Source organism: Variovorax sp. JS1663, assembly GCF_002157355.1.
Classification (GTDB): domain Bacteria; phylum Pseudomonadota; class Gammaproteobacteria; order Burkholderiales; family Burkholderiaceae_C; genus Variovorax.
Genome location: NZ_LYMK01000012.1, coordinates 60093 through 84488 on the forward strand (window position 1 = coordinate 60093; position 24396 = coordinate 84488).

26 protein-coding genes are annotated in these 24396 nt (G+C 70.9%); 16 read left to right on the plus strand and 10 right to left on the minus strand.

Translation table 11 applies throughout. The features are described 5' to 3' along the window. The first annotated feature begins 68 nt into the window (after nucleotides 1-68). On the plus strand, nucleotides 69-512 hold the full coding sequence (locus tag A8M77_RS12395) for a flavin reductase family protein (RefSeq protein ID WP_443271091.1): 444 nt from the start codon (nucleotides 69-71) through the stop codon (nucleotides 510-512). Nucleotides 513-518: 6 nt separating this feature from the next. Here A8M77_RS12395 and A8M77_RS12400 read toward each other — a convergent pair whose 3' ends face one another. After that, entirely contained in the window at nucleotides 519-1238 is a 720-nt protein-coding gene (locus tag A8M77_RS12400; protein WP_086921801.1) for a GntR family transcriptional regulator, read from the minus strand. 121 nt (nucleotides 1239-1359) lie between these two features. On the opposite strand from A8M77_RS12400, the gene A8M77_RS12405 reads away from it, so the two are divergent. The 5 genes from A8M77_RS12405 (at nucleotide 1360) to A8M77_RS12425 (ending at nucleotide 6815) form a co-directional block, all read left to right on the plus strand. After that, nucleotides 1360-2346 carry a Bug family tripartite tricarboxylate transporter substrate binding protein gene (locus A8M77_RS12405; protein ID WP_086921802.1) on the plus strand — a complete coding sequence of 329 codons (987 nt, stop codon included), beginning with the start codon at nucleotides 1360-1362 and terminating at the stop codon, nucleotides 2344-2346. Nucleotides 2347-2366: 20 nt separating this feature from the next. Then, nucleotides 2367-3116, plus strand: coding sequence for a sulfite exporter TauE/SafE family protein (locus A8M77_RS12410; protein ID WP_238136798.1), 750 nt, complete (start codon nucleotides 2367-2369; stop codon nucleotides 3114-3116). Nucleotides 3117-3136: 20 nt separating this feature from the next. Beyond that, nucleotides 3137-4549, plus strand: coding sequence for an amidohydrolase family protein (locus A8M77_RS12415; RefSeq protein WP_086921803.1), 1413 nt, complete (start codon nucleotides 3137-3139; stop codon nucleotides 4547-4549). Nucleotides 4550-4935: 386 nt separating this feature from the next. Further along, nucleotides 4936-5868: a DMT family transporter gene (locus A8M77_RS12420; RefSeq protein ID WP_086921804.1), complete on the plus strand. Its 933-nt coding sequence runs from the start codon at nucleotides 4936-4938 to the stop codon at nucleotides 5866-5868. A 32-nt stretch (nucleotides 5869-5900) separates the two neighbouring features. Beyond that, a complete protein-coding gene (locus A8M77_RS12425; RefSeq protein WP_086921805.1) occupies nucleotides 5901-6815 on the plus strand; it encodes a glutaminase in 915 nt (304 codons plus the stop codon). Nucleotides 6816-6822: 7 nt separating this feature from the next. On the opposite strand, the gene A8M77_RS12430 is transcribed toward A8M77_RS12425, so the two are convergent. Continuing rightward, nucleotides 6823-7719: a LysR family transcriptional regulator gene (locus tag A8M77_RS12430; protein WP_086921806.1), complete on the minus strand. Its 897-nt coding sequence runs from the start codon at nucleotides 7717-7719 to the stop codon at nucleotides 6823-6825. Nucleotides 7720-7808: 89 nt separating this feature from the next. Here A8M77_RS12430 and A8M77_RS12435 point away from each other — a divergent pair, with 89 nt between their 5' ends. Beyond that, nucleotides 7809-7991 carry a DUF1127 domain-containing protein gene (locus A8M77_RS12435; RefSeq protein WP_086921807.1) on the plus strand — a complete coding sequence of 61 codons (183 nt, stop codon included), beginning with the start codon at nucleotides 7809-7811 and terminating at the stop codon, nucleotides 7989-7991. 114 nt (nucleotides 7992-8105) lie between these two features. Here the strand turns inward: A8M77_RS12435 and A8M77_RS12440 are convergent, their stop codons facing one another. The 4 genes from A8M77_RS12440 to A8M77_RS12450 all read right to left on the minus strand — a co-directional run bounded on the left by A8M77_RS12440 (nucleotide 8106) and on the right by A8M77_RS12450 (nucleotide 12449). After that, nucleotides 8106-9293, minus strand: coding sequence for an OmpA family protein (locus A8M77_RS12440; RefSeq protein WP_086921808.1), 1188 nt, complete (start codon nucleotides 9291-9293; stop codon nucleotides 8106-8108). Further along, on the minus strand, nucleotides 9284-10894 hold the full coding sequence (locus A8M77_RS12445; RefSeq protein ID WP_238136799.1) for a serine/threonine protein kinase: 1611 nt from the start codon (nucleotides 10892-10894) through the stop codon (nucleotides 9284-9286). Before A8M77_RS12445 ends, A8M77_RS12440 begins: the two co-directional genes overlap by 10 nt. Nucleotides 10895-11111: 217 nt before the next feature. Beyond that, a complete protein-coding gene (locus tag A8M77_RS35175) occupies nucleotides 11112-11306 on the minus strand; it encodes a hypothetical protein (RefSeq protein ID WP_143694589.1) in 195 nt (64 codons plus the stop codon). Between the two features lie 117 nt (nucleotides 11307-11423). Then, a complete protein-coding gene (locus tag A8M77_RS12450; protein ID WP_086921810.1) occupies nucleotides 11424-12449 on the minus strand; it encodes a LacI family DNA-binding transcriptional regulator in 1026 nt (341 codons plus the stop codon). A gap of 135 nt (nucleotides 12450-12584) precedes the next feature. On the opposite strand from A8M77_RS12450, the gene A8M77_RS12455 reads away from it, so the two are divergent. The 6 genes from A8M77_RS12455 to A8M77_RS12480 are packed head-to-tail and all read left to right on the plus strand — an operon-like array spanning nucleotide 12585 to nucleotide 17520. Beyond that, the gene (locus A8M77_RS12455; protein WP_086921811.1) at nucleotides 12585-13451 is read left to right on the plus strand and encodes a dioxygenase family protein; all 867 of its coding nucleotides are present in this window, start codon (nucleotides 12585-12587) and stop codon (nucleotides 13449-13451) included. A gap of 28 nt (nucleotides 13452-13479) precedes the next feature. Then, a complete protein-coding gene (locus tag A8M77_RS12460) occupies nucleotides 13480-14244 on the plus strand; it encodes an SDR family NAD(P)-dependent oxidoreductase (protein ID WP_086921812.1) in 765 nt (254 codons plus the stop codon). Continuing rightward, entirely contained in the window at nucleotides 14241-15125 is an 885-nt protein-coding gene (locus tag A8M77_RS12465; RefSeq protein WP_086921813.1) for a 3-keto-5-aminohexanoate cleavage protein, read from the plus strand. Before A8M77_RS12460 ends, A8M77_RS12465 begins: the two co-directional genes overlap by 4 nt. Before the next feature lie 2 nt (nucleotides 15126-15127). After that, nucleotides 15128-16129 carry a quinone oxidoreductase family protein gene (locus A8M77_RS12470; protein WP_192871597.1) on the plus strand — a complete coding sequence of 334 codons (1002 nt, stop codon included), beginning with the start codon at nucleotides 15128-15130 and terminating at the stop codon, nucleotides 16127-16129. Between the two features lie 9 nt (nucleotides 16130-16138). After that, complete coding sequence (locus A8M77_RS12475) at nucleotides 16139-16498, plus strand: cupin domain-containing protein (RefSeq protein ID WP_086921814.1); 360 nt, start codon at nucleotides 16139-16141, stop codon at nucleotides 16496-16498. A gap of 41 nt (nucleotides 16499-16539) precedes the next feature. Continuing rightward, a complete protein-coding gene (locus A8M77_RS12480; protein WP_086921815.1) occupies nucleotides 16540-17520 on the plus strand; it encodes a tripartite tricarboxylate transporter substrate binding protein in 981 nt (326 codons plus the stop codon). 19 nt (nucleotides 17521-17539) lie between these two features. On the opposite strand, the gene A8M77_RS12485 is transcribed toward A8M77_RS12480, so the two are convergent. Next, nucleotides 17540-18055, minus strand: coding sequence for a cupin domain-containing protein (locus A8M77_RS12485; protein WP_086921816.1), 516 nt, complete (start codon nucleotides 18053-18055; stop codon nucleotides 17540-17542). After that, entirely contained in the window at nucleotides 18052-18798 is a 747-nt protein-coding gene (locus A8M77_RS12490) for an NAD-dependent epimerase/dehydratase family protein (RefSeq protein ID WP_086921817.1), read from the minus strand. Before A8M77_RS12490 ends, A8M77_RS12485 begins: the two co-directional genes overlap by 4 nt. A gap of 85 nt (nucleotides 18799-18883) precedes the next feature. Here A8M77_RS12490 and pdxR point away from each other — a divergent pair, with 85 nt between their 5' ends. Both pdxR and A8M77_RS12500 read left to right on the plus strand, forming a co-directional pair. Next, nucleotides 18884-20320 (plus strand): MocR-like pyridoxine biosynthesis transcription factor PdxR, encoded by a 1437-nt coding sequence (pdxR, locus tag A8M77_RS12495; protein ID WP_086921818.1) that lies wholly within the window; start codon nucleotides 18884-18886, stop codon nucleotides 20318-20320. Between the two features lie 9 nt (nucleotides 20321-20329). Further along, entirely contained in the window at nucleotides 20330-20788 is a 459-nt protein-coding gene (locus A8M77_RS12500; protein WP_086921819.1) for a CopD family protein, read from the plus strand. Between the two features lie 37 nt (nucleotides 20789-20825). Here the strand turns inward: A8M77_RS12500 and A8M77_RS12505 are convergent, their stop codons facing one another. Next, the gene (locus tag A8M77_RS12505; protein ID WP_086921820.1) at nucleotides 20826-22058 is read right to left on the minus strand and encodes a CaiB/BaiF CoA transferase family protein; all 1233 of its coding nucleotides are present in this window, start codon (nucleotides 22056-22058) and stop codon (nucleotides 20826-20828) included. A gap of 1 nt (nucleotide 22059) precedes the next feature. After that, nucleotides 22060-23256 carry an acyl-CoA dehydrogenase gene (locus A8M77_RS12510; protein ID WP_086921821.1) on the minus strand — a complete coding sequence of 399 codons (1197 nt, stop codon included), beginning with the start codon at nucleotides 23254-23256 and terminating at the stop codon, nucleotides 22060-22062. Between the two features lie 178 nt (nucleotides 23257-23434). On the opposite strand from A8M77_RS12510, the gene A8M77_RS12515 reads away from it, so the two are divergent. Continuing rightward, the gene (locus tag A8M77_RS12515) at nucleotides 23435-24340 is read left to right on the plus strand and encodes a LysR substrate-binding domain-containing protein (RefSeq protein WP_086921822.1); all 906 of its coding nucleotides are present in this window, start codon (nucleotides 23435-23437) and stop codon (nucleotides 24338-24340) included. Nucleotides 24341-24396 lie beyond the last annotated feature (56 nt).

Below are 24396 nucleotides of genomic sequence, written 5' to 3' on the forward strand. Positions count from 1 at the left end.
CCGTGACCGCTCCCGCCCAGGCGCAACCGCCCTCCTTCACGTCCGACGAATTCCGCGAAGCCCTGGGCATGTTCGCGACCGGCGTCACCATCGTCACCGCGCGCGCGGCCAATGGCCGGCTGGTGGGGCTGACGGCCAATTCCTTCAATTCGGTGTCGCTGGCACCGCCGCTGGTGCTGTGGAGCCTGGCACGCAGCGCCGCCTCGATGGCCGCGCTCAGCACCGGTTCGCACTACGCCATCAACATCCTCGGCGCCCACCAGAAGTCGCTGGCCGAGCGTTTCGCCAGCAAGGACGTGGACCGATGGGCCGAGGTCGCCTTCACCGAAGGCCTGGGCGGCGCGCCGGTCCTGGCCGGCGCGGCGGCGACCTTCGAGTGCTTCAACCGCAGCCGCTATGACGAGGGCGACCACGTGATCTTCGTCGGCGAGGTGGAGCGCTGCACGCACAGCCCGGGTGCCTCGCCGCTGCTGTTCCATGGCGGGCGCTTCTATACCGAGCACCCGTTGTAATTCGATTCAACGCCGGACGTTGAGCTTGTAGCGGAAGGTGTCGGCGCGGTAGACCGCGGTCTCCACGTGCACCGGCCCGCCGCCGGCCAGGTGCAGCAGGCGCTCCACCTGCAGCACCGGCGCACCGGGTTCGAGCTGCAGCAGCTTCGCCTCCTGAGGCTTCGCCAGGCCGGCACCGATCTCGAGCTGGGCCTCGCCGATCTCGAGGCCGCCCTCACGCTCGAACACGTCGATCAGGTCGCGCTGCGAGAAGTCCACCCGCGCCAGCCGCTCGCCCAGGAAGCGCGGCAGGTAGGAGCTGTTGAGCGAGAGCGGCTCGCGGTCCAGGTAGCGCAGGGTCTGCAGGTGGTACACCGTCTCGCCCGCCGGCAGCTGCAGCTGGCGCGCCACCGCCGGCGGCGCCTTCACCTCGCGCCAGGCCAGGCGCTTGCTGCTCACCGCATGCTGCTCCAGCGCCATCGCCTCGTTCAGGCCCTGCAGACGGTTCAGGCTCTGCGCCGCCCTCGGATGGGACACGAAGGCCCCCTTTCCGTGCAGCTTGACGATCAGGCCCTCGGTCTGCAGCGCCGCCAGGGCCTGCCGCACGGTGATGCGGCTGACGCCGTGCTCGGCAGTGAGCTCCGACTCGGACGGCAGCTTGGCCCCGGGCGCGAGTTCGCCGTCGAGGATGCGCGCGCGCAGCGCGTCGCGCAGCTGGGCATGGAGCGACTGCGGCAGCTCAGGCATTCAAGCCCCCACGGCCAACGCTGGCATGCAGATTGCGTGTCTTGTCATAACTTGTCATAACAAGTAGATTCTGCACCGCCAGGGTGCTTCTTTCCGTTCATCACACACCAAGGAAACGACCATGTCCGCAACCCGAGCCTTCATCCGTTCCACCGCCGCCGCGCTGGCCTTCAGCGCGGGCCTGGGCTTCGCCCAGACGCCGAGCTATCCCGCCAAGCCCATCACGCTGATTGTGCCGTTCGCCGCCGGCGGCGGCGTCGATGCCACGGCCCGCCTGCTCACCGCCAGGCTCGGCGAGCTGCTCAAGCAGCCGGTGGTGATCGAGAACGTGGCCGGCGCCGCCGGCACCATCGGCACCCAGAAGGCGGCGCGCTCGGCGGCCGACGGCTACACGCTGCTGTTCGCGGTGGCCAGCCCGCTCAACGTGGCGCCGCTGGTGGCGCCCTCCGCGGTGCGCTACGACAGCTTCAAGGACTTCGTGCCGGTGGCCACCGTCGGCACCTCGCCCTTCGTGCTGATCGGCAAGACCGCCCTGCCGGCACGCACCACCGCCGAGCTGATCCAGCTGGCCAAGGCGCAGCCGGGCAAGCTCAACTTCGGGACCGACGGCGTGGGCACTTCGCTGCACGTCACGGCCGAGCTCTTCAAACAGCGCGCCGGGCTGGACCTGGTGCATGTGCCCTACAAGTCCGGCCCGCAGGTGCTGACCGACGTGGCCGGCGGCCAGGTCGACCTGGCGGTGCTGCCGCTGTCGCTGGCGCAGCCCTTCATCAAGGACGGCAAGGTCCGCGCCTTCGGCGTCACCTCGCTGGCCCGTTCGCCCAGCGCGCCGGCCATTCCGGCGCTGTCCGAGTCGGCCGAGCTCAAGGGGCTGGAGATGGACGCCTGGCTCGGCGTCCTGGCGCCCACCGGCACGCCGGCCGCCGTGACGAACGCCTGGGTCGCCGCGCTCGATGCCACCCTCAAGGACCCCGAGATCGCACGCAAGCTCGGCGACATCGCGGTCAAGCCGCAGCTGATCGCCGGCCCGGCCTTCGCCGACTACCTGGCGAAGGAGCGCAAGGCCATCGCGGGCGTGGTGCAGACCGCCGGCATCAAGACCGAATAAGACAACGCGAGGAGCGCCCCATGCTGATGTCGCTGTCCAGCGCGTGGATCCTGCTGCCGGCGGTGCTGCTGGCCGGCGGCCTGATCGGCGCCAGCGGCATCGGCGGCGTGCTGCTGGTGCCGGTGCTGACCCAACTGGGCGGGGTGCCGCTGCCGCAAGCCATTGCCGCCGCTTCGCTGGGTTTCGCATTGCCGGCGCTGGTGGTGCTGGGGCCGCTGCGCCGCCAGCGCGACATGGCCATGCGCTGCCTGCCCCTGCTGGCGGGCGCGCTGGCAGGGGCCGCGGCCGGCGCCCTGCTGGTGCGCTGGCTGCCTGGCGCGGTGCTGATGACCGGCGTGACGCTGCTGGTGCTGTTCTCCGGCTGGCGCGGCCTGCGCGCATCGCAGACGCCGACCGTGCCCGCCGCGCCGCTGGGCGCCGCGGCACTGCTCGGGCTCGGCGCCCTGGTGGGCCTGGGCTCCGCACTCACCGGCACCGGCGGCCCGGTGCTGGTGCTCCCGCTCCTGATGCTGCTGCGCCAGCCGATCGTCTTTGCCATCGTGGCGGCGCAGGCGTCGCAGTTGCCGATCGCCCTGGCCAGCGGCGCGGTGCATGCGATCGAAGGCCGGCTCGACCTGCGGCTGGCGGCACTGTGCGGCCTGCTGATGCTCGCCGGTTCCATTGCCGGGCAACGCGCCGCGGCCGGGCTCGACGTTCGGCAGTTGCAGCGCTTCGTCTCCATGCTGCTGCTGGCGGTCGGCGCCTGGTTCGCGTGGCTGCTCTGGGCCTGAGCCCCGACGAGGAAACGACCATGCTCTCCCCCGAACACCTGAACACCCGCCAGCCCCTTCTGCTGGCCCCCGAATGGCTGATGCTGCCCGAGGGGCCGCGCGAGGGCCAGGCCGTGCTCATCGAGAACGGCCGCTTCACGCAGGTCGGCCCGCTCGCCGCGCTGCGCGAGGCGCATCCCGGCCTGGAAGCCGCCCTGCTGCCGCAGCGCCTGCTGATGCCGGGCCTGGTCGACACCCACACCCACCTCACCCAGTCCTTCGGCAAGGCGCTGGCCTTCGGCGAGCCCTCGGAGATCTTCCGCCGCATCTGGGTGCCGATGGAGGCCACGCTCGACGAGCAGGCCGCCTACCTGTCCGCCAAGCTCGCCGCGCTGGAGTCGCTGCGCGGCGGCTTCACCACCGTGGTCGATGCGGGCACGCGCTCGCAGGTCGGCCTCGATGCGGTGGCGAGCGCCGCGCGCGATACCGGCATCCGCTGCGTGCTGGGCATGATCTGCAACGACGCGGGCCTCGAAGGCGACGAGGCCGCGACGCGCCGCATCCTCGACGATGCCGCGACCTTCCTCGCGCGGCTGGAGCACGACCCGCTGGTGCATCCCTCGCTCGCCATCTCGATCCCCGAGGCGGCGAGCGACCGCATGCTGCACGCGGTCGCCGCGCTCACGCTGGAAAGCGGACGGCGCTTCCAGACCCATGTCAACGAACACCTGGCCGCGGTAGAGCGTTCGCTGGTGGCGCGCGGGCTGCGTCCGCTCGAAGTGCTGCATGCCTGCGGCGCGCTCAATGCCTCGGCGCTGCTGGCCCACGCCACGCTGCTGACCCCGCGCGAGATCGGCCTCCTGCGCGACAGCGGTGCCTCCGTGGCCTACAACCCCGTGGCCAGCCAGTGGAAGGGCAATGCCGTGCTCGACGCCGGCCTGCTCGGCCTGCTCGGCGTGCCCTTCGGCCTCGGCACCGACGGCACGCGCGCCGACGGTTTCCGGTTGATGGACGCCGCCGAAGCCACGCAGCGCCTGACGCAGGGTCTCGCGAACGGCGATTCCTCCTGCGGCGGCGGCTGGCTCTGGCTGGACCATGCGACACACGGCGGCGCGGAGGCGGCCGGGCTGGGCGCACTCACCGGCCGCATCGCCGAGGGGCTGGCCGCCGATTTCCTGGTCGTGGACCTGGACGTCCCCGAGTTCGCGCCGAGCTGGGACCTCGGCTGGGAGCTGGTGCGCTTCGCGAACCGCGACCAGATCGAGGCCGTGTTCGTGAACGGCGCGCTGCGGCTGTGGCAAGGCTGGCCGATCGACTGGGATGCGCGCGCGCTGATGCGCGAGGTGCGCGAGATCGCGCGGCGCGATGTGCGGCGTGCGCCGATCCAGCGCGTGCACCCCGTCTCGGACCTGCACCGCGCACAGCAGCAGCAGCAGCCTTCCGGGCGCGCCTGAAGAATTCACGCGGGGAGGCTACGATCGGCGGATGCCCCTCCGCCCTGCCTGCCTGCCGTCGCGCGCGAGCGGACGGCGCCGCGTTGCCATGGCGGCCCTGCTCGCGCTCACCGTCGCCGCGCCGGCCGCAGCGGCCGGGCCCGACAGGCAGAACTGGTTTGACGATCCCTTCTTCCAGGTGGCCTCGGGCCTGCGCACGTGCCCGGTGCCCGAAGGCCCGCTCTACACCGAAGCCGAGCGGCGCTCGCAGATGCACGCCCGGCTGGAGCGCGGCACCAGCTGCTGGCTGGAGGGCCGCTGCAAGACAGCAGGGCAAGCCACCCTATCCGGTCGCAACGCCCTGAACACCGCACCACACAACAAGAGACAAGCCCGAGACACAACGAATGATCGAAAGAAAGAACCACCTCGACACCCGCGCCATATCGCTGCTGCTGTTCTGCTGCGCCTTCTGGGGCCTGCAGCAGATCCTCATCAAGACCACCGTGACCGAGGTACCGCCGCTGTGGCAGGCCACGATCCGCATGAGCGGCGCCGTGCTGCTGCTGTGGCTGTGGTGCCTGTGGCGCCGCGTGCCCCTGTTCGAGCGCGATGGCACCCTGCCCGGCGGGCTGCTGGCCGGCCTGCTGTTCACGGCCGAATTCATCGGCATCTACATCGGGCTGCAGCACACCAGCGCGTCGCGGCTCACCGTCTTCCTCTACACCGCGCCCTTCGTGGTGGCGCTGCTGCTGCCGCGCTTCGTGCCGGCCGAGCGGTTGCGCGGCGCGCAATGGCTGGGCCTGGCCATCGCCTTCGTCGGCGTGGTGGTGGCCTTCAGCGAGAGCTTCGGCCACAGCAGCTCGCGGCAGCTCCTGGGCGACGCGCTCGCGCTGATGGCCGGCATCGCCTGGGGACTCACCACGCTGGCGATCCGCAGCACGCGGCTGGCCACGGCGAGCGCCGAGAAGACGCTCTTCTATCAGATCGCCGTCACGGCGGCGGTGTCGCCGCTGCTGTCGATCGCGCTGGGCGAGCGCTGGGGCGTCTCGTACTCCGGCTACGCCTGGTTCTCGATCGCACTGCAGACCGTGATCGGCGCCTTCGCGAGCTACCTGGCCTGGATGTGGATGCTGCGGCATTACCCGGCCACGCGCATCTCCTCCTTCACCTTCCTCACCCCGCTGTTCGCGCTGGTCTTCGGCGTGCTGCTGCTCAGCGAGCCGCTGACCTTGCAGCTGGTGCTCGCGCTGACCGGCGTGGCGCTTGGGATCGTGCTGGTCAACCGGAAGACGGCGCCGCCGATGGTCCGGGCCGACGCCGCGCGCCGGGCCAACTGAACAACGCCAATCCCCACGCCGCTTCATCGACGATGAACTTTCAGCCCCTCCTCGACGAGATCCACGACGAGATCCGCCCCCTGCTGGGCCAGGCCGGCACCGTGGCCAGCTACATCCCCGCGCTCGCACGCGTGCCGGCGGCGCAGTTCGGCATCGCGCTGCGCACCTGCCAGGGCGCAGAGGCGCAGGCGGGCGATGCCGCCACGCCCTTCTCGATCCAGAGTGTCTCCAAGCTCTTCACGCTCACGCTGGCGATGCGGCACATGGGCGATGCGCTGTGGGAGCGCATCGGCCGCGAGCCCTCGGGCAATCCCTTCAATTCGCTGGTGCAGCTCGAGAGCGAGCAAGGCAAGCCGCGCAACCCCTTCATCAATGCCGGCGCGATCGCAGTGGCAGACCGCCTGCTCAGCCGCGGCGACGCCAAGGCCGAGCTGCTGGCACTGATGGCCAGCCTGTGCGGCGAACCCGTCGCCTTCGATGCCGAGGTGGCCGCTTCCGAAGCGGCGACGGGCTACCGCAACCACGCGCTGGCCAACTTCATGAAAAGCTTCGGCAAGCTCGACAACGACGTCGAGGCGGTGCTGGACCTGTACTTCCACCAGTGCTCGCTGCGCATGAGCTGCGTGCAGCTGGCGCGCGCGGCCGGCTTCCTGTGCCGCGATGGCGCGCATCCGCGCAGCGGCGAGGCGGACATCACGACCGAGCGGCATGCGCGCCGCATCAACGCGCTGATGCTGACCTGCGGCACCTACGATGCCGCCGGCGACGTGGCCTTCTCGATCGGCCTGCCCTGCAAGAGCGGCGTGGGCGGCGGCATCGTCGCGGTGGTGCCGGACCGGCTCACGCTGTGCGTCTGGTCGCCGGCGCTCGATGCGACGGGCAATTCGCTGCTGGGCAGGAAGGCGCTCGAGCTCTTCGTCGCGAAGACGGGCCTGTCGATCTTCTGACCGGCCGTCAGCTGCGGCCGAACTCCAGCAGCATCTCGATCACCCGCTGCGTGGCGCCGTCCAGCGTGCCCTGCGCGCGGTACGCGATGGCCAGGTGGCGTGTGAGCCTGGGGCTCAGCGGCCGCGTCTGCACATGCTCGCCCGCGTCGGCCACCTTGCCTTCGTCGGGCGCGGGCAGCAGCGCCACGCCGTAGCCCGCGGCGACCAGCCCGCGCATGGCGACGTCGTAGTTGTGCTCGATGCGCGCACGCGGTGCGAAGCCGGCATTCGCGAACCATTCCATGGTCAGCGCGTACATGCGCGAGCCCGGCTCGTTCATGATCAGCGGCTGCTGCGCCAGCCAGGCCGGCGTGACGCGACGCGGCGCCTGCCAGCGCGCGGGGATGAAGGCCATCATCGAGTGCTGGCGCCAGGGCGCCAGTGCCAGGCCCGGCATCGCGGGCTGCGGCAGCGCGATGATGGCCAGATCCAGCGCGCCCGCCAGCACGCCCGAGACCGAGTACTCCGAGCCCAGGAAGCTCGGCGTGAGCACGATGTCGGGGTAGCGCTCCAGCAGCGCATGGAACACCGGCGGAAGCAGGTCGACCACCACGCTGGTGGTGCTGCAGCCGATGCGCACCCGGCCGGCCAGTCCCTGGTGCTGGCGCCGCACCGCATCGATGGCGTCGTCGGCGTCGCGCAGCAGGCGCCGGCCGCGCTCCACCAGCACGGCGCCGGCCGGCGTGGGCGTGACCCGCCGCGCGCCGCGCAGCAGCAGCGTCGCGCCCAGGCGCGACTCCAGCTCGCCGACATGCAGGCTGACGGTCGGCTGCGCCAGGTGCAGGGACTGCGCGGCGGCCGAGAAGGTGCCCAGGTCGGCGATGGCGACCAGGGTTCGGACCTGGTCGAGGTTCAGCTCTCTCATCAGTAATCCTGATTGGTAGCCTCAGAAATTTCGACTTCCACAATAACACGCGGCAGCGCACCATGGCGTTCATGTCAGGAGAACATGCGATGGAATCGATGATGCTCAAGCTGCTGAAGGCGCTGGCCGATCGGGCCGCGCGGTCGAAGGCGCGCCGCCGCGCTCGGCAACAGGCCCTCCAGCTCAAGGGCATGAGCGAGCACGAGCTGCTCGATCTCGGCATCGGCCGCAGCGAGGTGCCGGCGCTGGTGCAGTCCTCGCGGGCGCGCTGAGGTCCGCGAACGGATTTCAGCGGGAAGGCGGGGGCTCGTAGTCCTTCTGGTTTTCGATGTTCGACATCGGATTCATGTCATTGCTCATGGGGTTCGGTCGGCGGCCTCGGCGTCTCAGGCCGCGCAATCGACGATGCTGAAATCGACCCGGCGATCCGGCGCGTCGACGACGTCGTCGGTGCCGCTGCCGACGAGGTTGTGCCTGGAACCCATGCCCACGGTGCGCGTCCGGCCGGCCAGCTCCGGCAATTCCGCGCTCAGCTTCTGGCGGATGAACGAAGCGCGGCGGGCGGACAGGCTGTCGTTGACCGCTTCCGGCCCGGTCTTGCTGCTGTGGCCCACGATGTCCATGCAGGTCTTCGCACTGCCCGCCTGCCGCGCGATCTGGCGCAGCCACATGCCGTAGGCACTGGTGAGCCGGTGGTCGGACCAGAACTCCGTGCTGCCCGGATTGAAGAGGAACTTGACGCTCAGGTTCTTCTGCGTGAGCCCGTAGGCCACCAGGCGGCCGAAGGCTTCCTCGGCCTCGGCCACCCGCCCGAGCTTGACGCTGCTGAGGTAGACGCCGTTGAGCACCCGGAGCTGGTTGCCGCCCGGCGCTGCCGACAGCTTGCGGTACTCAGCCAGCGCCTCACGGTAGCGGCCGGCGTTGTAGAGTGCCGCCGCCTCGTGGACGGTGGTGGCTGCGGCGATGCGGCCCAGGTAGGTGGGATCGGCGGCGTGGCCGGCCGGTGTGGTGCTGGTGCGGACATAGCCGTCCACGGTCTCGTCCTTCATCAGCACGGGACTGTCGCGGTAGTAGTTCATCGGCTTCATGTCGATGCCGTCCTGGTGCGCCAGCGCCGAGGACTGGCCAATGACCTCGCCACTCCTGATCTCCACCAGGGCCAGATTCAAACGGTAGGCAGTGCGGGCCCGGGCCAGCGAACCAACGAGCAGGTATTGCGCCGTCGAAATGCTGGAAGCCTGGAAGGGCAGGAGCTCGAACTGGCGTTGCTGCTGCAGGCGCTCGCCGATCGCCCGGTCCATCTGCTGGGTCGCGACGGTCTGCTGGCCGCTGTCGGCGGCGATGGTCGGATCGAGCACAACCGTTCCCCTGTCCTGCCCGGCCAGGCGCCTGGGTAGCGTGCGGGTTTGCTCGAAGAGTTCGTCGGCCGCTGCGGCGATGGCGCGGTCGTAGGGCAAGGCTTCTTCGCTCACCGCCACGGGCCGCGTGCCGCATCCGGCGAGGGTGAAACAGGCGGGGGCGAGCAGCAGGCTGGACAGCAGCGGCGCCACAAAGGCGTGGGATTTCATCTGCATTGGCTCTTCTGGAAGGTGGCTTCGTCGGGGTTGAGCCCCTCCAACGACGATTTCAGGACGAGGTCGCTGCAGCGCTGGGGGCGACTGGCCTGGGCGACGGCGGGTGGGGCCTCGGGCTCGGTGCGGGCTGGGCGCTGCGTGGGTTGCGACGGCTCCGATGCGATCGCCACAGGCTTCGCCCGCGCCGACGGCGGCTTGGCCGCAGCGGCCGTTGCGGCGGGCGCCGGGCGCGCGGACGCGTCGACAACGCGCGCCGCGGCCGGCCGGGGCGTTTCGGCAATGGCTGGCTCGGAGGGAACCGTGGAGGAAGCGCGAACGGCAGCCTGCGGCGGCAGCTCGGACCTGGCAGGCGCCGCGACCGTTGCGTCGGGCACGACACTTGGTGCCTTGGCGGCCTGGGCGTCCAAGGGCGCGCGTGACGCATCCCCGGCCAACCACCACGCGGCGCTTCCCGCCAGCGCCAGCAGGAGAAGCGCGGCCGGGGCGTGGCGAAGGCGGGGCCGCGCCCGCGCCGCCGCGGCCGGTGCAAGGGGGGCGTGATGGGTCTCAGGCCCGGTGTCGACAGGCGCGCTGGGCACTGCGGCCGGCGCGGCATCCCGGCCAGCCTCCCGTGCGGCGGCGGCGGGCGCTGGCGGCGGCGCGTCCGCGAGGGCGGGGCCCCCGATGAGCGCGCGGAACTGCCCCACATCCTGCGGCCTGGCTTCCGGCCGCAGCGCCAGGCTGGCATCGATGGCCTGCAGGAAGCGTTCGCCGTAGAGGCCGCCATGCGTGCCGGCCAACGGCTCGAACGCGTCGCTCACCACGCGGCCGGCGGATGCGGGCGGCAGCCGGCCGGTGATCGCGTAGTACACGACGCCGGCCAACGCATAGAGATCCGTCCAAGGGCCCTGCGCCATCACGCCGCCGTACTGTTCGATGGGCGCGAAGCCGGGCTTGAGCACGGCCGTCAGCCCCTGCGTCATGTCGCTGATCACGCGCCTCGCCGCGCCGAAATCCAGCAGAACGGGCCCGGCGCTGGTGAGCAGGATGTTGTCGGGCGAGATGTCCCGGTGCAGGCATTTCTTCTCATGAAGGATCGCGAGCGCATCCAGCAGGGGATGCAGCCATTCGCGCAGCTGCGCCTCGGCGGGCGGGCTGGACTCGCCCGCCAGCATTTCCTTCAGCGTTGGCCCCTCGTAATAGGGCATCGCCATGTAGGCCGTCCCGTGGGCCTCCCAGAACCGGAACACCTTGAGCAACGCCGGATGGTCGAAGCTGGCGAGAAGACGGGCCTCGTTGAGGAAGCTTTTGAGGCCCGCCTCGAACGTGCCCCGATGCCGCTCGGAGCGCATCGACACGCCCAGCGAGTCGTCGGCGCGCACCGCGAGGGCCGCGGGCATGTACTCCTTGAGCGCGACGTGGCGTTCGAGCAATGGGTCCCAGGCCAGGTAGACGATTCCGAATCCGCCCTCGCCGAGCGGGCGCAGGATCTGGAAGCCCTCGATGTCCGTCCTTTCGGGAAGCGCGTGCCGCGGCGGCGCGGCGAGCCGCCCTCTCTCCTGCTGCACAGCCGTCTGCGCGCGCGTGAACGCCACGGTGGCGGCGTACGCAGGTTGCGGCACGGGCTCCCGCTGCGCGGGTGCAGCGCCCTTCAACGGACCCACGCATCCGATGCAGAACCTGGCCGCCGGCCGATTCGCCCTGCCGCAGGCGGGGCAGACCGCCTGCGGCAGGGCCACGAGGGGCGCCGGATGGCGATATGCAGATGCGCCCGCCGGTTCCGGGGCCGTGCGGCGAAGCGGGGTCGCGGTCATGGCGCGCAGGCGGTCGCGGGTTCGCTCAAAGGCGCGCGAGCCGCAGGACGGCCCAGCCCAGGGTGACCATCAGGGCGACGATCAGCGCCGCCCGGGTCCAGACAGGTTCGCTACGGCGCCGCCGGGTGCCGCCATTTCCAAGGGAGGCATACGACGACGGGCGGTCTTGCCGATCGGGCTTTTCGGTCCACCAGCCGGTGTTGGTTTCGTGATCTCGCATCACCGAAAGTATTAGTGAGCGGTCCCGAATTGGTTACGTCTTTTGACATAGCTTGCAATTTGCAGCGTGATCCTTGTCACGCAAGCACCGTGCTGGTGCCATGCATGCGGCGTTGTCCTACACGACCCGGGTGCAGGTGGACGCCCGCACCACCAGCTCGGGCCGCAGCACCACGGTGGAGGCCGACAGCGCCCGGCCCTCGATCTCGTCGAACAGCATCTCGGCCGCGCGCCAGCCCAGCTCGCGGTGCGGCAGGCGGATGGTGGTGAGCGGCGGATCGACCATGTCGACCAGCGGCATGTCGTTGTGCCCGGTGATCGAGATGTCGTGCGGCACGCGCAGGCCCTGCGCCCGCATCTCGTCGTAGGCGCCCAGGGCCACCAGGTCGTTGCAGCAGACCACCGCCTCCGGCCGTTCCGGCTGCGCCAGGAGTTGCGCCATGGCCCGGCGGCCGGCCTCGCGGCTGTAGCTGTCGCACTCGGCCACGGCGGCGAGCGTCAGGCCGCGGTCGCGCAGCGCCTGCTCCACGCCCTGCCGCCGCGCCACGCCGGTGGGCACGTTCTGCGGCCCGGCCAGGTGCGCGATGCGCCGGTGCCCGGCCCCGACCAGGTGATCGACCGCCAGCTTCATCGCCAGCCGATCGTCGCTGACCACCGCGGGCAGGCGCCCGCTCTCGTCGGCGCGGTTCACCAGCACGGCGCGCATACCGACCTGCCGCAGGAAGTCGAGCAGCGGATCGTCGCGGGTGGCGATCGCCAGCACCACGCCGTCGACCTGCTGCGCCAGCATGCGCTCGATGATCGGGCGGGCCAGGGCGTGGTCCACCACGTTGGTCACGAACACGAAGTAGCCGCGCGCCGAGGCGCTGGCCTCGATGCCCTGGAGGATGGGCGGAAAGACCGCGTTGGTGATGTCCGGCACCAGCACGCCGATGGTGTGGGTGCGCCCCGTGCGCAGGGCCGAGGCGGCGCGGTTGGGGCGGTACCCCAGGCGCTGCGCCGCTTCCTCGACGACGCGCAGCACCTCTTCGCTGATCAGGGCGCGTTTTTGGGGATTCAGGGCCCGCGACACCGTCGAGACATGCACGCCGGCCGCCTGCGCCACGTCGCGGATGGTGACGACCGAAGGCGGTTGAAGACTCATTGATGCAAACGATTGATCTGATCTGACAAACAGAGTATCGCCCGATTCCTCACAGTAATGCTGGTAAACCCTGAGCTTGCGCGAAATATTCCTGGCCACATAATGTGCAAACGTTTGCAAGACAAAGGCAGCCCCATGAAGATCGTGACCACCCCCGAATCCGTGCTCGAGATGGCGACCGCCGCGATGGCCCGCACACCCGACGAGCGCCTGCGCACCGTGATGGCTGCGCTCACCCGCCACCTGCACGCCTTCGTCCAGGAAGTGCGCCTGACCGAAGAGGAGTTCGAGCAGGCGCTCGACTTCATCGTCGGCATTGGCCAGGCCACCGGCGAGAAGAAGAACGAGGTCGTGCTGGCCGCCGACCTGCTGGGCGTGTCCACCCTGGTCGCGCTGCTGAACAACCAGGACCCGCAGGGCGAATCGCCCGCCGCGCTGCTCGGCCCTTTCTGGCGCGCCAACGCGCCGCTGTGCACCACGGGCGAGTCGATCGCCCGCTCAGACACGCCCGGCATTCCGCTCGAGGTGACGGGCACGGTGCGCGACAACGAAGGCCGGCCGATCGCCGGCGCCATCGTCGATGCATGGCAGGCCTCGCCGGTGGGCCTGTATGAGAACCAGGACCCGCAGCAGGACGACATGAACCTGCGCGGCCGCTTCGAGACCGACGCCGAGGGCCGCTTCCACTTCCGCACCGTGCGCCCAGCCGGCTACCCGGTGCCGACCGACGGCCCCTGCGGCGTGCTGCTGCGCGCGCAGCAGCGCCACCCCAACCGCCCGGCCCACCTTCACTTCATGGTCAGCAAGCCCGGCCACAAGGTGCTGATCACGCAGGTCTTCGCCGACGACGACGAGAACCTGGAAAGCGACCCGGTGTTCGGCGTCACGCGCCGGCTGATCGGCCGCTTCGAGGCGCAGCAGGACGGCCAGGCCGCCACGCTGGCGCACGACTTCGTGCTCGAGCCCGGCGAGATGAAGTTCCCGCGCCCGCCCATCCCCTGATTCCCTTTTTTCTCCATTGCACTTCCCCATGAGCTTCGATCCCACACCCCGACTCGACGGCCGGGTGGCCGTCATCGCCGGCGGCCTTGGCGCCATCGGCTACGCCACCGCGCAGCGCCTGGCTGCGCTCGGCGCCAGCTGCGTGCTGCTGCACCGCGATGCGGCCGATGCGGCCGCGCGCACCGCAGCCCTGCCGGCCGCGGCCGGCCAGCGCCACCTGGCGCTGCAGGCCGACATCGTCGACACGCCCAGCCTGCAGCGCGCTGCCGCTGCCGTGAAGGAAGGCTTCGGCCGCTGCGACATCCTCGTCAACAGCGCCGGCTATACGCGGCCCGTGCCCGCCGCCGATCTCGATGGCCTGACCGACGAGCTGATCGACGACCTGATGCGTGCCAATTTCCGCGGCGTGTTCGCCACCATCCGCGCCTTCGTGCCGCTGCTCAAGGCGAGCGGCGACGGCCTGGTGGTCAACATCTCCTCGATCGCCGGCTTCACCGGCGTCGGCAGCAACCTGGCCTATGTCGCGGCCAAGGCCAGCGTCGACGTGGTGGGCGATGCGCTGGCCAAGGCGTTGGCGCCGGCCGTGCGAGTGGTCTCGGTCTCGCCCGGCGCGGTGGAGTCCGCCTTCGTGCCGGGCCGCGGCGAGGAGTTCAAGGCGAAGATGGCACAGACCACGCCGCTGGGCCGCATCGGCACGCCGGAGGACGTGGCGGCCACGGTCGAGGCGCTGGCGACCACGCTGCGCTTCGTGACGGGTACGCGCATCGTGGTGGACGGTGGGAGGCATCTGTGAACAGCAAGACACTCATCACCTGCGCGGTGACCGGCAACCTGGTGAAGCCGGAGCAGACCCCTCACCTGCCGATCACGCCGGCGCAGATCGCCGACGAATGCCTGGCCGCCGCCGAGGCTGGCGCGGGCCAGGTGCACATCCACGTGCGCGACCCGGAAAGCGGCAAGCCCTCGATGCAGGTCGAGCTCTACCGCGACGTGGTCGACCGCATCCGGCAGAAGAACCGCGAGGTGATCATCAACCTCACGACCGGCCCGGGCGGTCGCTTCATCCCGAGCGAGGACGATCCCAAGGTCTACGCGCCCGGCACCAGCCTGCTGCCGCCGGAAAAGCGCGTGGAGCACATCGCGCTGATCAGGCCCGATGTCTGCTCGCTGGACCTCAACACCATGAACTCCGGCCCCGACGTGGTCATCAACACGCCGAAGAACGTGCGCCGCATGGCGAAGGTGATCCGCGAGGCGGGCGTGAAGCCCGAGCTGGAGATCTTCGATTCCGGCGACATCCACCTGGCGCTGGACCTGATCGCCGACGGCACGCTCGAAGGCCCCGCGATGTGGACCCTGGTGCTGGGCGTGAAGTACGGCTTCATGCCCACGCCCCAGACCGTGATGTACGCACGCGACATGCTGCCGCGCGGCGCCTTCTGGAGTGCCTTCGGCATCGGCCGCATGGAGTTCCCCATCGTCGCGCAGGCCTGGCTGCTGGGCGGCCACGTGCGGGTGGGCATGGAAGACAACATCTACCTGGAGAAGGGCGTGCTGGCCGAAAGCAACGCACAGCTGGTCGCCAAGGCGCGCGACATCATCGAAAACCTGGGCGGCGAGATCGCCAGTGCGCGCGAGGCGCGCACGATGCTCGGCCTGGCGGGAGGGCAGTGACCATGAACGCAGTGCTGAACACGGACACGGCCGCGCGCGCCGTGCGCCTTCACGACAAGGCCGCGAACCTCGACGCGCTGAAGCTCGACATCGCGCCGCAGCAGGAGCCCGCCGCGAAGCCGGGCTTCGCCGTGGTGCGCGTCGGCGCCGCTGCGGTGAACCCGAGTGACGTCAAGGCCAGCCTGGGCCTGATGCCGCAAGCCGTCTGGCCGCGCAGCCCCGGCCGCGACTTCGCGGGCGTGGTGGTCGCGGGCCCCACCGAGTGGGTAGGCCGCGAGGTCTACGGCTCCGGCGGCGACATCGGCATCACGCGCGACGGCTCGCATGCGCGCTACCTGCTGCTGCCGGTCGAGGCCCTGCGTGCGCGGCCGCGCAGCATCTCGATGGACGAAGCCGGCGCGGTCGGCGTGCCCTTTGTCACGGCGTACGAAGGCTTCCGCCGCAGCGGCATGCCGCAGGCCGGGCAAACCGTGCTCGTGCTGGGCGCCAACGGCAAGGTCGGGCAGGCCGCGGTGCAGCTGGCCGCCCAGGGCGGCGCGCGCGTGATCGCGGTGCAGCGGCGCGCAGGGCCTTTCGAGGGTTTCGCCTGTGCGCCGGTCGACGTGGTCGACGCGCGCAACGAGGACGTGGCAACGCGGGTGCGCGAGCTTACGGACGGGCGCGGCGCCGACATCGTCTACAACACCGTGGGCAGCGCCTACTTCGAGGCCGCCAACAAGGCCATGGCCAAGGGCGCGACGCAGATCTTCATCGCCACCCACGACCGCGCGGTGCCCTTCGACATCTTCGCCTTCTACCGCGGCATGCACACCTACGTGGGCATCGACTCGCTGGCGCTGGGCTGCGTGGCCGCCACGGCGCAGCTCGACGCGATGCGCGAGGGCTTCGAGCGCGGCACGCTCAGGCCCTTCCCGATCGCCCGGGCCTTCGCGCTCGACGAGGCAACCGACGCCTACCGGCTGGTGCTCTCCGGCAGCACCGACCGCGTGGTGCTGCGGCCCTGAGGACGCGCGATGCACGTCACCCGTTTCGACCAGGCGCCGGCCTACGAGGCACCCAACCACATCGACATGCGCTGCCTGCGCCTGCAGGGCAAGGAGGCGGGGCCTTCGTCGCAGATGTGGATGGGCATGAGCCAGATCCTGCCCGGCGGCCACACCGGCCTGGACGGCTCGCCCATCGAGAAGCTCTACCTCGTGCTCGAAGGCGAGCTGCACGTCGTGTCCGAACAGGACGGCCTGCGCGACGAGCAGGTGCTGCGCCCCTACGACTCCTGCCGCTTCGCGCCGGGCGAGAAGCGGCAACTCGTCAACCGCAGCCCGCGGCCGGTGCTGGTCGCGCTGGTGATGGCGAACGCGCCGCCGGCGGCCTGAACCCCGCTCTTTCCCTTTCCTGATTCATCGGAGACAACGCCATGACCTCATTCATCCCCCGCCGCCGCCAGCTGGTCGCGGCCGCCCTGGCGGCCTGCGCGCTGGGCAGCGTCCACGCCCAGGGCGACTGGCCGAAGGGCCAGACGATCAAGATGGTCGTGCCCTTCACCGCCGGCAGCGGCACCGACATCGTGGCCCGCCTGGTGGCCGAACGCCTGGGCCCGGCGCTGGGCACCAGCGTGATCATCGACAACAAGCCCGGCGCCGGCGGCACGCTGGGCGCGGCGCAGGTGGCGAAGGCGCCGGCCGACGGCTACACGCTGCTGGTGCATTCGGCAGGGCACCTGGTCAACCCCTCGATCTACCCGAACCTGCCCTACGACACGATCAAGGACTTCGCCGGCATCACGCCGATGGCCAGCCTGCCCAACATGCTGGTGGTCGCGCCCAACCGCTTCGCCGACGTGAAGGACCTGGTGGCGCAGGCCAAGGCCAGGCCCGGCGGCTTCAACTACGGCTCGGCCGGCAACGGCTCGGCCACCCACATGAACGCCGAGGTGTTCCGCCTGGCGGCGGGCGTGCAGGCGCAGCACGTGCCCTTCCGCGGCACGCCCGAGGCCATGACCGAGGTGATGGGTGGGCGGATCGACTGGTTCTTCGCGCCCATGGTGTCGGCCCTGCCGCTGGTGAAGGACGGCAAGCTCAAGGCGCTGGCGGTGGGCACCGGCAAGCGCTCGGGCGTGATGCCGCAGCTGCCGACCACGGTCGAGGCCGGCGTGCCGGGCTCGGAGTACCTGTTCTGGGTCGGCCTGTTCGCGCCGGCCAAGACGCCCAAGGCGGCGGTCGAGCGGCTGCAGGCCGAGGTCGCGAAGATCATGGCCGCGCCGGACCTGAAGGAGCGCCTGGACAAGCTGGGCGCCGAGCCCTTCACCATGCCCTCCGCGCAGTTCGACAAGTTCATCGTCGACGAGACGGCCAAGGCGCAGCAGGTGGTGAAGGCGGCGGGGATCAAGGTGGATTGAGCACGGCGGCCGGCTACGGCTACTCGTAGATCGTCAATGGGCCGCAGTTCTCGTCGGTCACGAAGAAGGCCAGCAGCTTCGCGCTGCGCGAGGGGTCCGGATTCTCGGCGAACACGTGCAGCGTGCCGGGCGGCTCGAAGAAGCTCTGGCCGGCCTGATAGTCCTGGGCCGGCGTGCCCTGCAGCTGCGAGCGCACCGTGCCCTCGATGATCACAGCCGTGACCGAGCCCGGATGCCGGTGCGCCGGCGAGTAGGCCAGCGGCGGGAACTCCACCAGCACCGTGGTCTGCGACTTGCCGGGCACGTTCGGCAAGGGCTCGCAGGACAGCGGCTTGACGAGGGTCGCGGGCCGTGCGGCGCTGCCCGCGGGTGCCGGCGCCGAGGCGAACATCGGCCGGCCCAGGGTGGTGCACAGGTCGTCGATCCATCGGGCAGCCGACCGGGGTGCCGCCGGCATGAGCGCCGACCCGGCCGCGGCCAGCCCGAGCGCGCCGAGCGCGAGGCTGCGACGGGAAGAGAGGGGCATTGCATTCATGCCAACACCTCCGCCGGCCAGCGCAGGCCCGCATGCCATCCGAGATCGCGCCGAGCCTTCTCGCAGTCGAGCTCAGGCCCTTCCTCCGCGATGTTGAAAACGCCGACGGCCCCGCGCTGCAGTGCGAGCAGCGCGGCCCAGGCCGCCGCCTCGACGTGCACCGGGCTGGCGCCCTTGGGCGTCGGGGTCGCCGTGCGGGGCCCGTAGAGCTGCCCGTAGCGCAGCACCGTGCCGGCCAGCCCCGGCGTGGCCAGCGTCAACGCTTCCAGCGCCGCCACGCCGCGCACGGAGATGCCGCGCGGGTCCGCGGCTGTCAGGTCCAGCCGCTGCGCCTCGCGCCAGGGCTTGGGGCCTGGCGCATAGGCCCAGCCGATGCTCTGCGCCACCATGCGGCCGCAGCCCGACGCCAGCGCGGCCGCGACCAGGTTGCGCGTGCCTTCGCTGCGCACGCGTGCGTTGCGCGGCACCGCATCGGCCATCGCCGCGGGATCGAGCTTCTGCGGCAGGTCGGTGAGCTGGTGCATCACCGCATCGGGTGCGATGCGCTTCAACGCCTGCGCCAGGGCGGGCGCATCGAAGACGTCGACCACGACCGGCGCCATGCCCTGCGCTTCCAGCGCCTGCGCCCGCTCGGCCCGGCGCGTGCTGCCGTAGACGGTGTAGCCGGCATCGACCAGCAGCGGCCCCAGCACCGAGCCGACGGCACCGGTGGCGCCGGCCAGGAAGATTTTCTTTTCGCTCATGTGCTTCCCATTCGATTCGAGGGCTTCAGCGTAGGGCTAGGATGCACCAGGACAAAGAGCCAAGATTGGCGGAAACGACTGGGCCATGACGACGACCCCCACCTCCTACGCGGCATTGCTGCAGCTGGACCGCGCGCAGGCGACGCCGCTGTACCGGCAGATCTGCGAGCGCTTCCGCGCTGCCATCGAGCAGGGACTGCTGCAGCCCGGCGAGCGCCTGGCCTCCGCGCGCAGCCTGGCCGGCGAGCTGGGCGTGGCGCGCGGCACGGTCGAGCTGGCCTATGCCGAACTGGTCGGTCAGGGCTACCTGGAGGCGCGCGGCCAGGCCGGCACGGTGGTCTCGCCGGCACTGCCGCGGCGCAGGCCCGCGCGCAGCGCGGCGCCGGTGGGCAAGGCGCCGGCCGGGCCACCACTGGCGCCGGTGCCGATGCCTCGCCCCTTCCAGCTGGGCCTGCCGGCGCTCGATGCCTTTCCGCGCAAGCTCTGGACGCGGCTGGCTGCCCGGCGGGCGCGCTCGCTCGCCCTCGCCGACCTGCACTACGGCGACCCCGCGGGCCATGCGCCGCTGCGCGAAGCCATCGCGGCCCACCTGCTGGTGGCGCGCGGCATCGCATGCGGCCCCGCGCAGGTCTTCGTGACCGCCGGCCACCGGGCCAGCATCGCGCTGGTGGCGCGCGCGCTGCTTGCACCGGGCGAGCGCGTGTGGCTGGAGGACCCCGGCTTCCCGCAGACGCATGAAGTGCTGCAGGACGCCGGCCAGCGCGTGGTGCCGATACCGGTCGATGAGGAGGGGCTGCGCGTGGCGCAGGGCCGGCGCCGCGCGCCCGATGCGCGGCTGGCGGTCGTCACGCCCTCGCACCAGGCGCCGCTGGGCTATGCGATGAGCATGGCGCGCCGGCTCGAACTGCTGGCCTGGGCACAGACTGCCCGAGCGTGGATCGTGGAGGACGACTACGACGGCGAGTACCGCTACGCCGGGCATCCCCTGCCGGCGCTCAAGAGCCTGGACCGGCAGGAACGCGTGCTCTACGCCGGCACCTTCTCTAAGGTGCTCTACCCCGGTCTGGCCCTGGCCTACCTGGTGGTGCCTGCGCCCCTCGTCGAGCGCTTCGCGCGGGCCGCGCGCGTCACATCCAATGGCTGCCCGCAGCTGATCCAGGCCGTGGTCTGCGACTTCATGCGGGAAGGCCACTTCGCGCGCCACATCAAGAAGATGCGGCTGCTCTACGCGCGGCGCCGCACGGTGCTGGCGGCGGAACTGCAGCGCGCCTTCGGCGACGCGGTGCGCGTCGAGCTGCGCAGCGGCGGCATGCACCTGATCGCGCGCTTCCACGGACTGGGTGACGACCAGACCCTGAGCCAACGCGCACAGGCCGCGGGGCTGAGTTGCCGCGCACTGTCGGAACGCTATCAGGCCGGGCCGCGCACCGAAGGCCTGCTGATGAGCTTCACCAACATCGCGACTCAGCCCGAGGCAAGGCGCCTGGTGGCGAAGCTGCGCGCGGCGTTGGCCGTGAACTAAGCTCCGCACATGCCCCACGCCCTTCTGCTCCTGCTGCACCTGCTCGCCGCCGCCTTCTGGGTGGGCGGCATGGCAGTGATGCATTTCGCCGTCCGCCCCTCCGCCGTCGCGGTGCTGGAGCCGCCGCTGCGGCTTCCGCTGATGGCGCAGGCGCTGTCGCGCTTCCTGGCGGGCGTGGCGGTCGCCATCGCCGTGCTGCTGGCCAGCGGATTCGGCATGGTCTGGCTCGCGGGCGGCTTCGCGCGCGTGCACTGGAGCGTGCACGCGATGCTCGGCATCGGGCTCCTGATGATGGGCCTGTACCTCCACATCCGCTTCGCGCCCTACCCGCGCCTGGTGCGGGCCGTGGCGGCGCGCGAATGGCCGGTGGCCGCGGCCCAGCTCAACACCATCCGCAGGCTGGTGGAAGTGAACCTCGCGCTGGGCGTGGGAGTGTTCGCGCTGGCGATCGTTGGGCGGGTGCTGTAGCGGCGGACCCGATCGCCAGCCGGGACGCGGGCTGCTTCTAGATCACGCCCGCATCGCGCAGCGCCGCGCGCTGCTTGTCGTCCAGCCCCAGCTCGGCCAGCACCTCGTCCGTGTGCTGCCCCAGCGCCGGCGGCGCGCGCCGCATCACCGGTGGCGTGGCCTGCAGGCGCAGCGGGCTCGCCACGCCGACGATCTGGGAGATGCCATCGCCGGCATCGCGCGGCAGCGCCACGGCCAGGCCGCGCGCCTTGACCTGCTCGTCCTCGAAGGCCTGGGCGATGTTGTTGATGGGGCCGCAGGGCACGGCCTTGTCCTCCAGCAGCGCGATCCACTCGGCGGTGGTCCTGGTGCGGGTGATGGTCTCCATCATCGGGACCAGCACCTCGCGGTGCCGCACCCGCAGCGTGTTGGTGGTGAAGCGCGGATCGGTGGCCCATTCGGCCTGGCCGGCCGCCTCGCAGAAGCGGGTGAACTGGCCGTTGTTGCCGATGGCCAGCAGCATCGCGCCGTCCTTCGTGTGGAAGTCCTGGTAGGGCGCGAGGCTGGGGTGGCTGTTGCCCTGGCGCTTGGGCGCGACGCCGGTGTTGAGGAAGGCGCTGGCCTGGTTGGCCAGGATGGCCATGCCGACGTCGAGCAGCGCCATGTCGATGTGCTGGCCTTCGCCGGTGCGGTGCCGCACCTCGACGGCGGCCAGGATCGCGGTGGCCGCGTAGACGCCGGTGAACAGGTCGGTCAGCGCCACGCCCACGCGCAGCGGGCCGCCGCCGGGCTCCTCGTCGGGTCGGCCGGTGATGCTCATCATCCCGCTGGTGGCCTGGATCATCAGGTCGTAGCCGGCGCGCGCGGCATGCGGGCCGTCGTGGCCGAAGCCGGTCACGCTGCAGTACACCAGCCGGGGATTGATCGCGCGCAGGCTCTCGTAGTCCAGGCCGTATTGCTTCAGGCCGCCGGTCTTGAAATTCTCGACCACGATGTCGGCCTGGGCCGCCATCTTCTTCAGCAGCGCCTGGCCCTCGGCGGTCGCCATGTCGATGGTGACCGAGCGCTTGTTGCGGTTGCAGGCGGTGAAGTAGGTCGCCTGATCGGTGTCGCGGCCGTGGGCGTCCTTCAGGAAGGGCGGGCCCCAGGTGCGGGTGTCGTCGCCGACGCCGGGGCGCTCGATCTTCACCACGTCCGCGCCCAGGTCCGCGAGGATCTGGGTGCACCAGGGCCCCGCCAGCACGCGGGACAGGTCGAGAACCTTGATGCCTTCGAGTGCCGCCGTGGCCATGTCAGTTCGCGAAGGCGGCGATGCCCGTTTGCGCGCGCCCCAGGATCAGCGCATGGATGTCATGCGTGCCCTCGTAGGTGTTGACCACTTCCAGGTTGACCAGATGCCGGGCCACGCCGAATTCGTCGCTGATGCCGTTGCCGCCCATCATGTCGCGGGCCAGGCGGGCGATGTCCAGCGCCTTGCCGCAGGAGTTGCGCTTGAGCAGCGAGGTGACCTCGACCGAGGCCGTGCCCTCGTCCTTCATGCGGCCCAGGCGCAGGCAGCCCTGCAGGCCCAGCGTGATCTCGGTCTGCATGTCGGCCAGCTTCTTCTGGACCAGCTGGTTGGCGGCGAGCGGGCGGCCGAACTGCTTGCGGTCCAGGGTGTACTGGCGGGCGCGGTGCCAGCAGTCCTCGGCCGCGCCGAGCGCGCCCCAGGAGATGCCGTAGCGCGCGCTGTTGAGGCAGGTGAAGGGGCCCTTCAGGCCGCGCACCTCGGGGAAGGCGTTCTCTTCGGGGCAGAACACGTTGTCCATCACGATCTCGCCGGTGATGCTGGCGCGCAGGCCGACCTTGCCGTGGATGGCGGGGGCGGACAGGCCCTTCATGCCCTTCTCCAGCACGAAGCCGCGGATCGGGCCGACGGCGCCACCTTCGCTGACTTCCTTGGCCCAGACCACGAAGACGTCGGCGATCGGGCTGTTGCTGATCCACATCTTGGCGCCGGTGAGCGAGTAGCCGCCCGGCACCTTCTTGGCGCGGGTGACCATGCTGCCGGGGTCGGAGCCGTGGTCGGGCTCGGTCAGGCCGAAGCAGCCGATCCATTCACCGGTGGCCAGCTTGGGCAGGTATTTCTGCTTCTGCGCCTCGGTGCCGAATTCGTTGATCGGCACCATCACCAGCGAGCTCTGCACGCTGGCCATGGAGCGGTAGCCGGAGTCGACGCGCTCGACCTCGCGGGCGATCAGGCCGTAGCAGACGTAGTTGAGAGCGGGGCCGCCGTACTGCTCGGGGATGGTCGGGCCGAGCAGGCCGAGCTCGCCCATCTCGCGGAAGATCTTCGGATCGGTCTCACCGTTGCGGAAGCCCTCGAGCACGCGCGGGGCGAGCTGGCCCTGGCAGTAGGCATGCGCGGCGTCGCGCACCTGGCGCTCCTCGCTGGTGAGTTGCTGGTCGAGCAGGAGGGGGTCGTCCCATTGGAAGGCGGCGTGGGCCATGTGCGGTCTCCGGTGGATGTGTCGGGGGAGGAAGCTGAATGCGATCCTAAGCGGCTGCCCCGCCGAGCGCAAACGAAGATTCGGCACCCAGTTATGCGTTTTGCTCACGTCAACGCACAATCGGGGACCGAATTCCAAAGGTGAACGGCCTCCATCAACTATGTAGCGCCCGCATACCATGCGCCGAAGACTCCCCTCCACCCAGGCCCTGATCTGCTTCGAGGCCGCCGCTCGCCACGAAAGCTACACCCGCGCGGCCCAGGAGCTCGCGCTGACGCAGAGCGCGGTCTCGCGCCAGATCACGGCGCTGGAGGACTTCCTCGGCATGGCGCTGTTCCGCCGCACGCGCCACGGCGTGGCGCTGACGCCGGCCGGCGCCGACTACGCGCGGCAGATCTCGCGGCAGCTCGACAGCATGGAGCGCGACACGCTGGACGCGATGGCGCGGCAGGGCGTGGGCGGCGCGCTGCAGCTGGCGGCGGTGCCGACCTTCGCCACCCGCTGGCTGATCCCGCGGCTGCCAGGCTTCGCGGCGCGCCATCCGGACATCACGGTGCACATCGAGACACGCACCCGTCCCTTCCTCTTCAACGACACCACCTTCGACGCCGCCCTCTACGCGGGCACGCCGGCACAGGCCGCCAACTGGGCCGGGACGCGTTCGGTGCTGCTGCTGGCGGAGGACGTGCTGCCGGTCTGCAGCCCCGCCCTGCTCGGCACGAAGGCCCAGATGTCGCCGTCCGCGATCGCGCGGATGCCGCTGCTCCAGCAGAGCACCCGGCCCGACGGCTGGCACCAGTGGTTCGATGCGCAGAAGGTGGACGCCCCGCGCGCGCGCAGCGGGCCGCGCTACGAGCTGTTCTCCATGATCGCGGTGGCCGCCGCGCACGGCCTCGGCGTGGCCTTGATGCCGCGCATGCTGATCGAGCCGGAGCTGAAGCGCGGCGAACTGGTGGTGGCCTGCGACCGGCCGCTGCGCGCGGAGCGTGGCTACTTCCTGGTCACGCCTGCCAGCGGCGAGGAGCGTCCGGCACTGGCCGCCTTCCGCGACTGGCTGATGGGGGAGGCGGCCGGGCCGCCATGAGCCGCCGGGATGCCGCAGCCGAAGGCGACGGTGCGCCGGTGAATGGCGGTGGTCCG

Coding starts and splice junctions, on each gene's coding strand:
- A8M77_RS12395 (WP_443271091.1), top strand. CDS start 69: ATGTTCGCGACCGGCGTCACCATCGTCACCGCGCGCGCGGCCAATGGC.
- A8M77_RS12400 (WP_086921801.1), bottom strand. CDS start 1,238: ATGCCTGAGCTGCCGCAGTCGCTCCATGCCCAGCTGCGCGACGCGCTG.
- A8M77_RS12405 (WP_086921802.1), top strand. CDS start 1,360: ATGTCCGCAACCCGAGCCTTCATCCGTTCCACCGCCGCCGCGCTGGCC.
- A8M77_RS12410 (WP_238136798.1), top strand. CDS start 2,367: ATGCTGATGTCGCTGTCCAGCGCGTGGATCCTGCTGCCGGCGGTGCTG.
- A8M77_RS12415 (WP_086921803.1), top strand. CDS start 3,137: ATGCTCTCCCCCGAACACCTGAACACCCGCCAGCCCCTTCTGCTGGCC.
- A8M77_RS12420 (WP_086921804.1), top strand. CDS start 4,936: ATGATCGAAAGAAAGAACCACCTCGACACCCGCGCCATATCGCTGCTG.
- A8M77_RS12425 (WP_086921805.1), top strand. CDS start 5,901: ATGAACTTTCAGCCCCTCCTCGACGAGATCCACGACGAGATCCGCCCC.
- A8M77_RS12430 (WP_086921806.1), bottom strand. CDS start 7,719: ATGAGAGAGCTGAACCTCGACCAGGTCCGAACCCTGGTCGCCATCGCC.
- A8M77_RS12435 (WP_086921807.1), top strand. CDS start 7,809: ATGGAATCGATGATGCTCAAGCTGCTGAAGGCGCTGGCCGATCGGGCC.
- A8M77_RS12440 (WP_086921808.1), bottom strand. CDS start 9,293: ATGCAGATGAAATCCCACGCCTTTGTGGCGCCGCTGCTGTCCAGCCTG.
- A8M77_RS35175 (WP_143694589.1), bottom strand. CDS start 11,306: ATGCGAGATCACGAAACCAACACCGGCTGGTGGACCGAAAAGCCCGAT.
- A8M77_RS12450 (WP_086921810.1), bottom strand. CDS start 12,449: ATGAGTCTTCAACCGCCTTCGGTCGTCACCATCCGCGACGTGGCGCAG.
- A8M77_RS12455 (WP_086921811.1), top strand. CDS start 12,585: ATGAAGATCGTGACCACCCCCGAATCCGTGCTCGAGATGGCGACCGCC.
- A8M77_RS12460 (WP_086921812.1), top strand. CDS start 13,480: ATGAGCTTCGATCCCACACCCCGACTCGACGGCCGGGTGGCCGTCATC.
- A8M77_RS12470 (WP_192871597.1), top strand. CDS start 15,128: ATGAACGCAGTGCTGAACACGGACACGGCCGCGCGCGCCGTGCGCCTT.
- A8M77_RS12475 (WP_086921814.1), top strand. CDS start 16,139: ATGCACGTCACCCGTTTCGACCAGGCGCCGGCCTACGAGGCACCCAAC.
- A8M77_RS12480 (WP_086921815.1), top strand. CDS start 16,540: ATGACCTCATTCATCCCCCGCCGCCGCCAGCTGGTCGCGGCCGCCCTG.
- A8M77_RS12485 (WP_086921816.1), bottom strand. CDS start 18,055: ATGAATGCAATGCCCCTCTCTTCCCGTCGCAGCCTCGCGCTCGGCGCG.
- A8M77_RS12490 (WP_086921817.1), bottom strand. CDS start 18,798: ATGAGCGAAAAGAAAATCTTCCTGGCCGGCGCCACCGGTGCCGTCGGC.
- pdxR (WP_086921818.1), top strand. CDS start 18,884: ATGACGACGACCCCCACCTCCTACGCGGCATTGCTGCAGCTGGACCGC.
- A8M77_RS12500 (WP_086921819.1), top strand. CDS start 20,330: ATGCCCCACGCCCTTCTGCTCCTGCTGCACCTGCTCGCCGCCGCCTTC.
- A8M77_RS12505 (WP_086921820.1), bottom strand. CDS start 22,058: ATGGCCACGGCGGCACTCGAAGGCATCAAGGTTCTCGACCTGTCCCGC.
- A8M77_RS12510 (WP_086921821.1), bottom strand. CDS start 23,256: ATGGCCCACGCCGCCTTCCAATGGGACGACCCCCTCCTGCTCGACCAG.
- A8M77_RS12515 (WP_086921822.1), top strand. CDS start 23,435: ATGCGCCGAAGACTCCCCTCCACCCAGGCCCTGATCTGCTTCGAGGCC.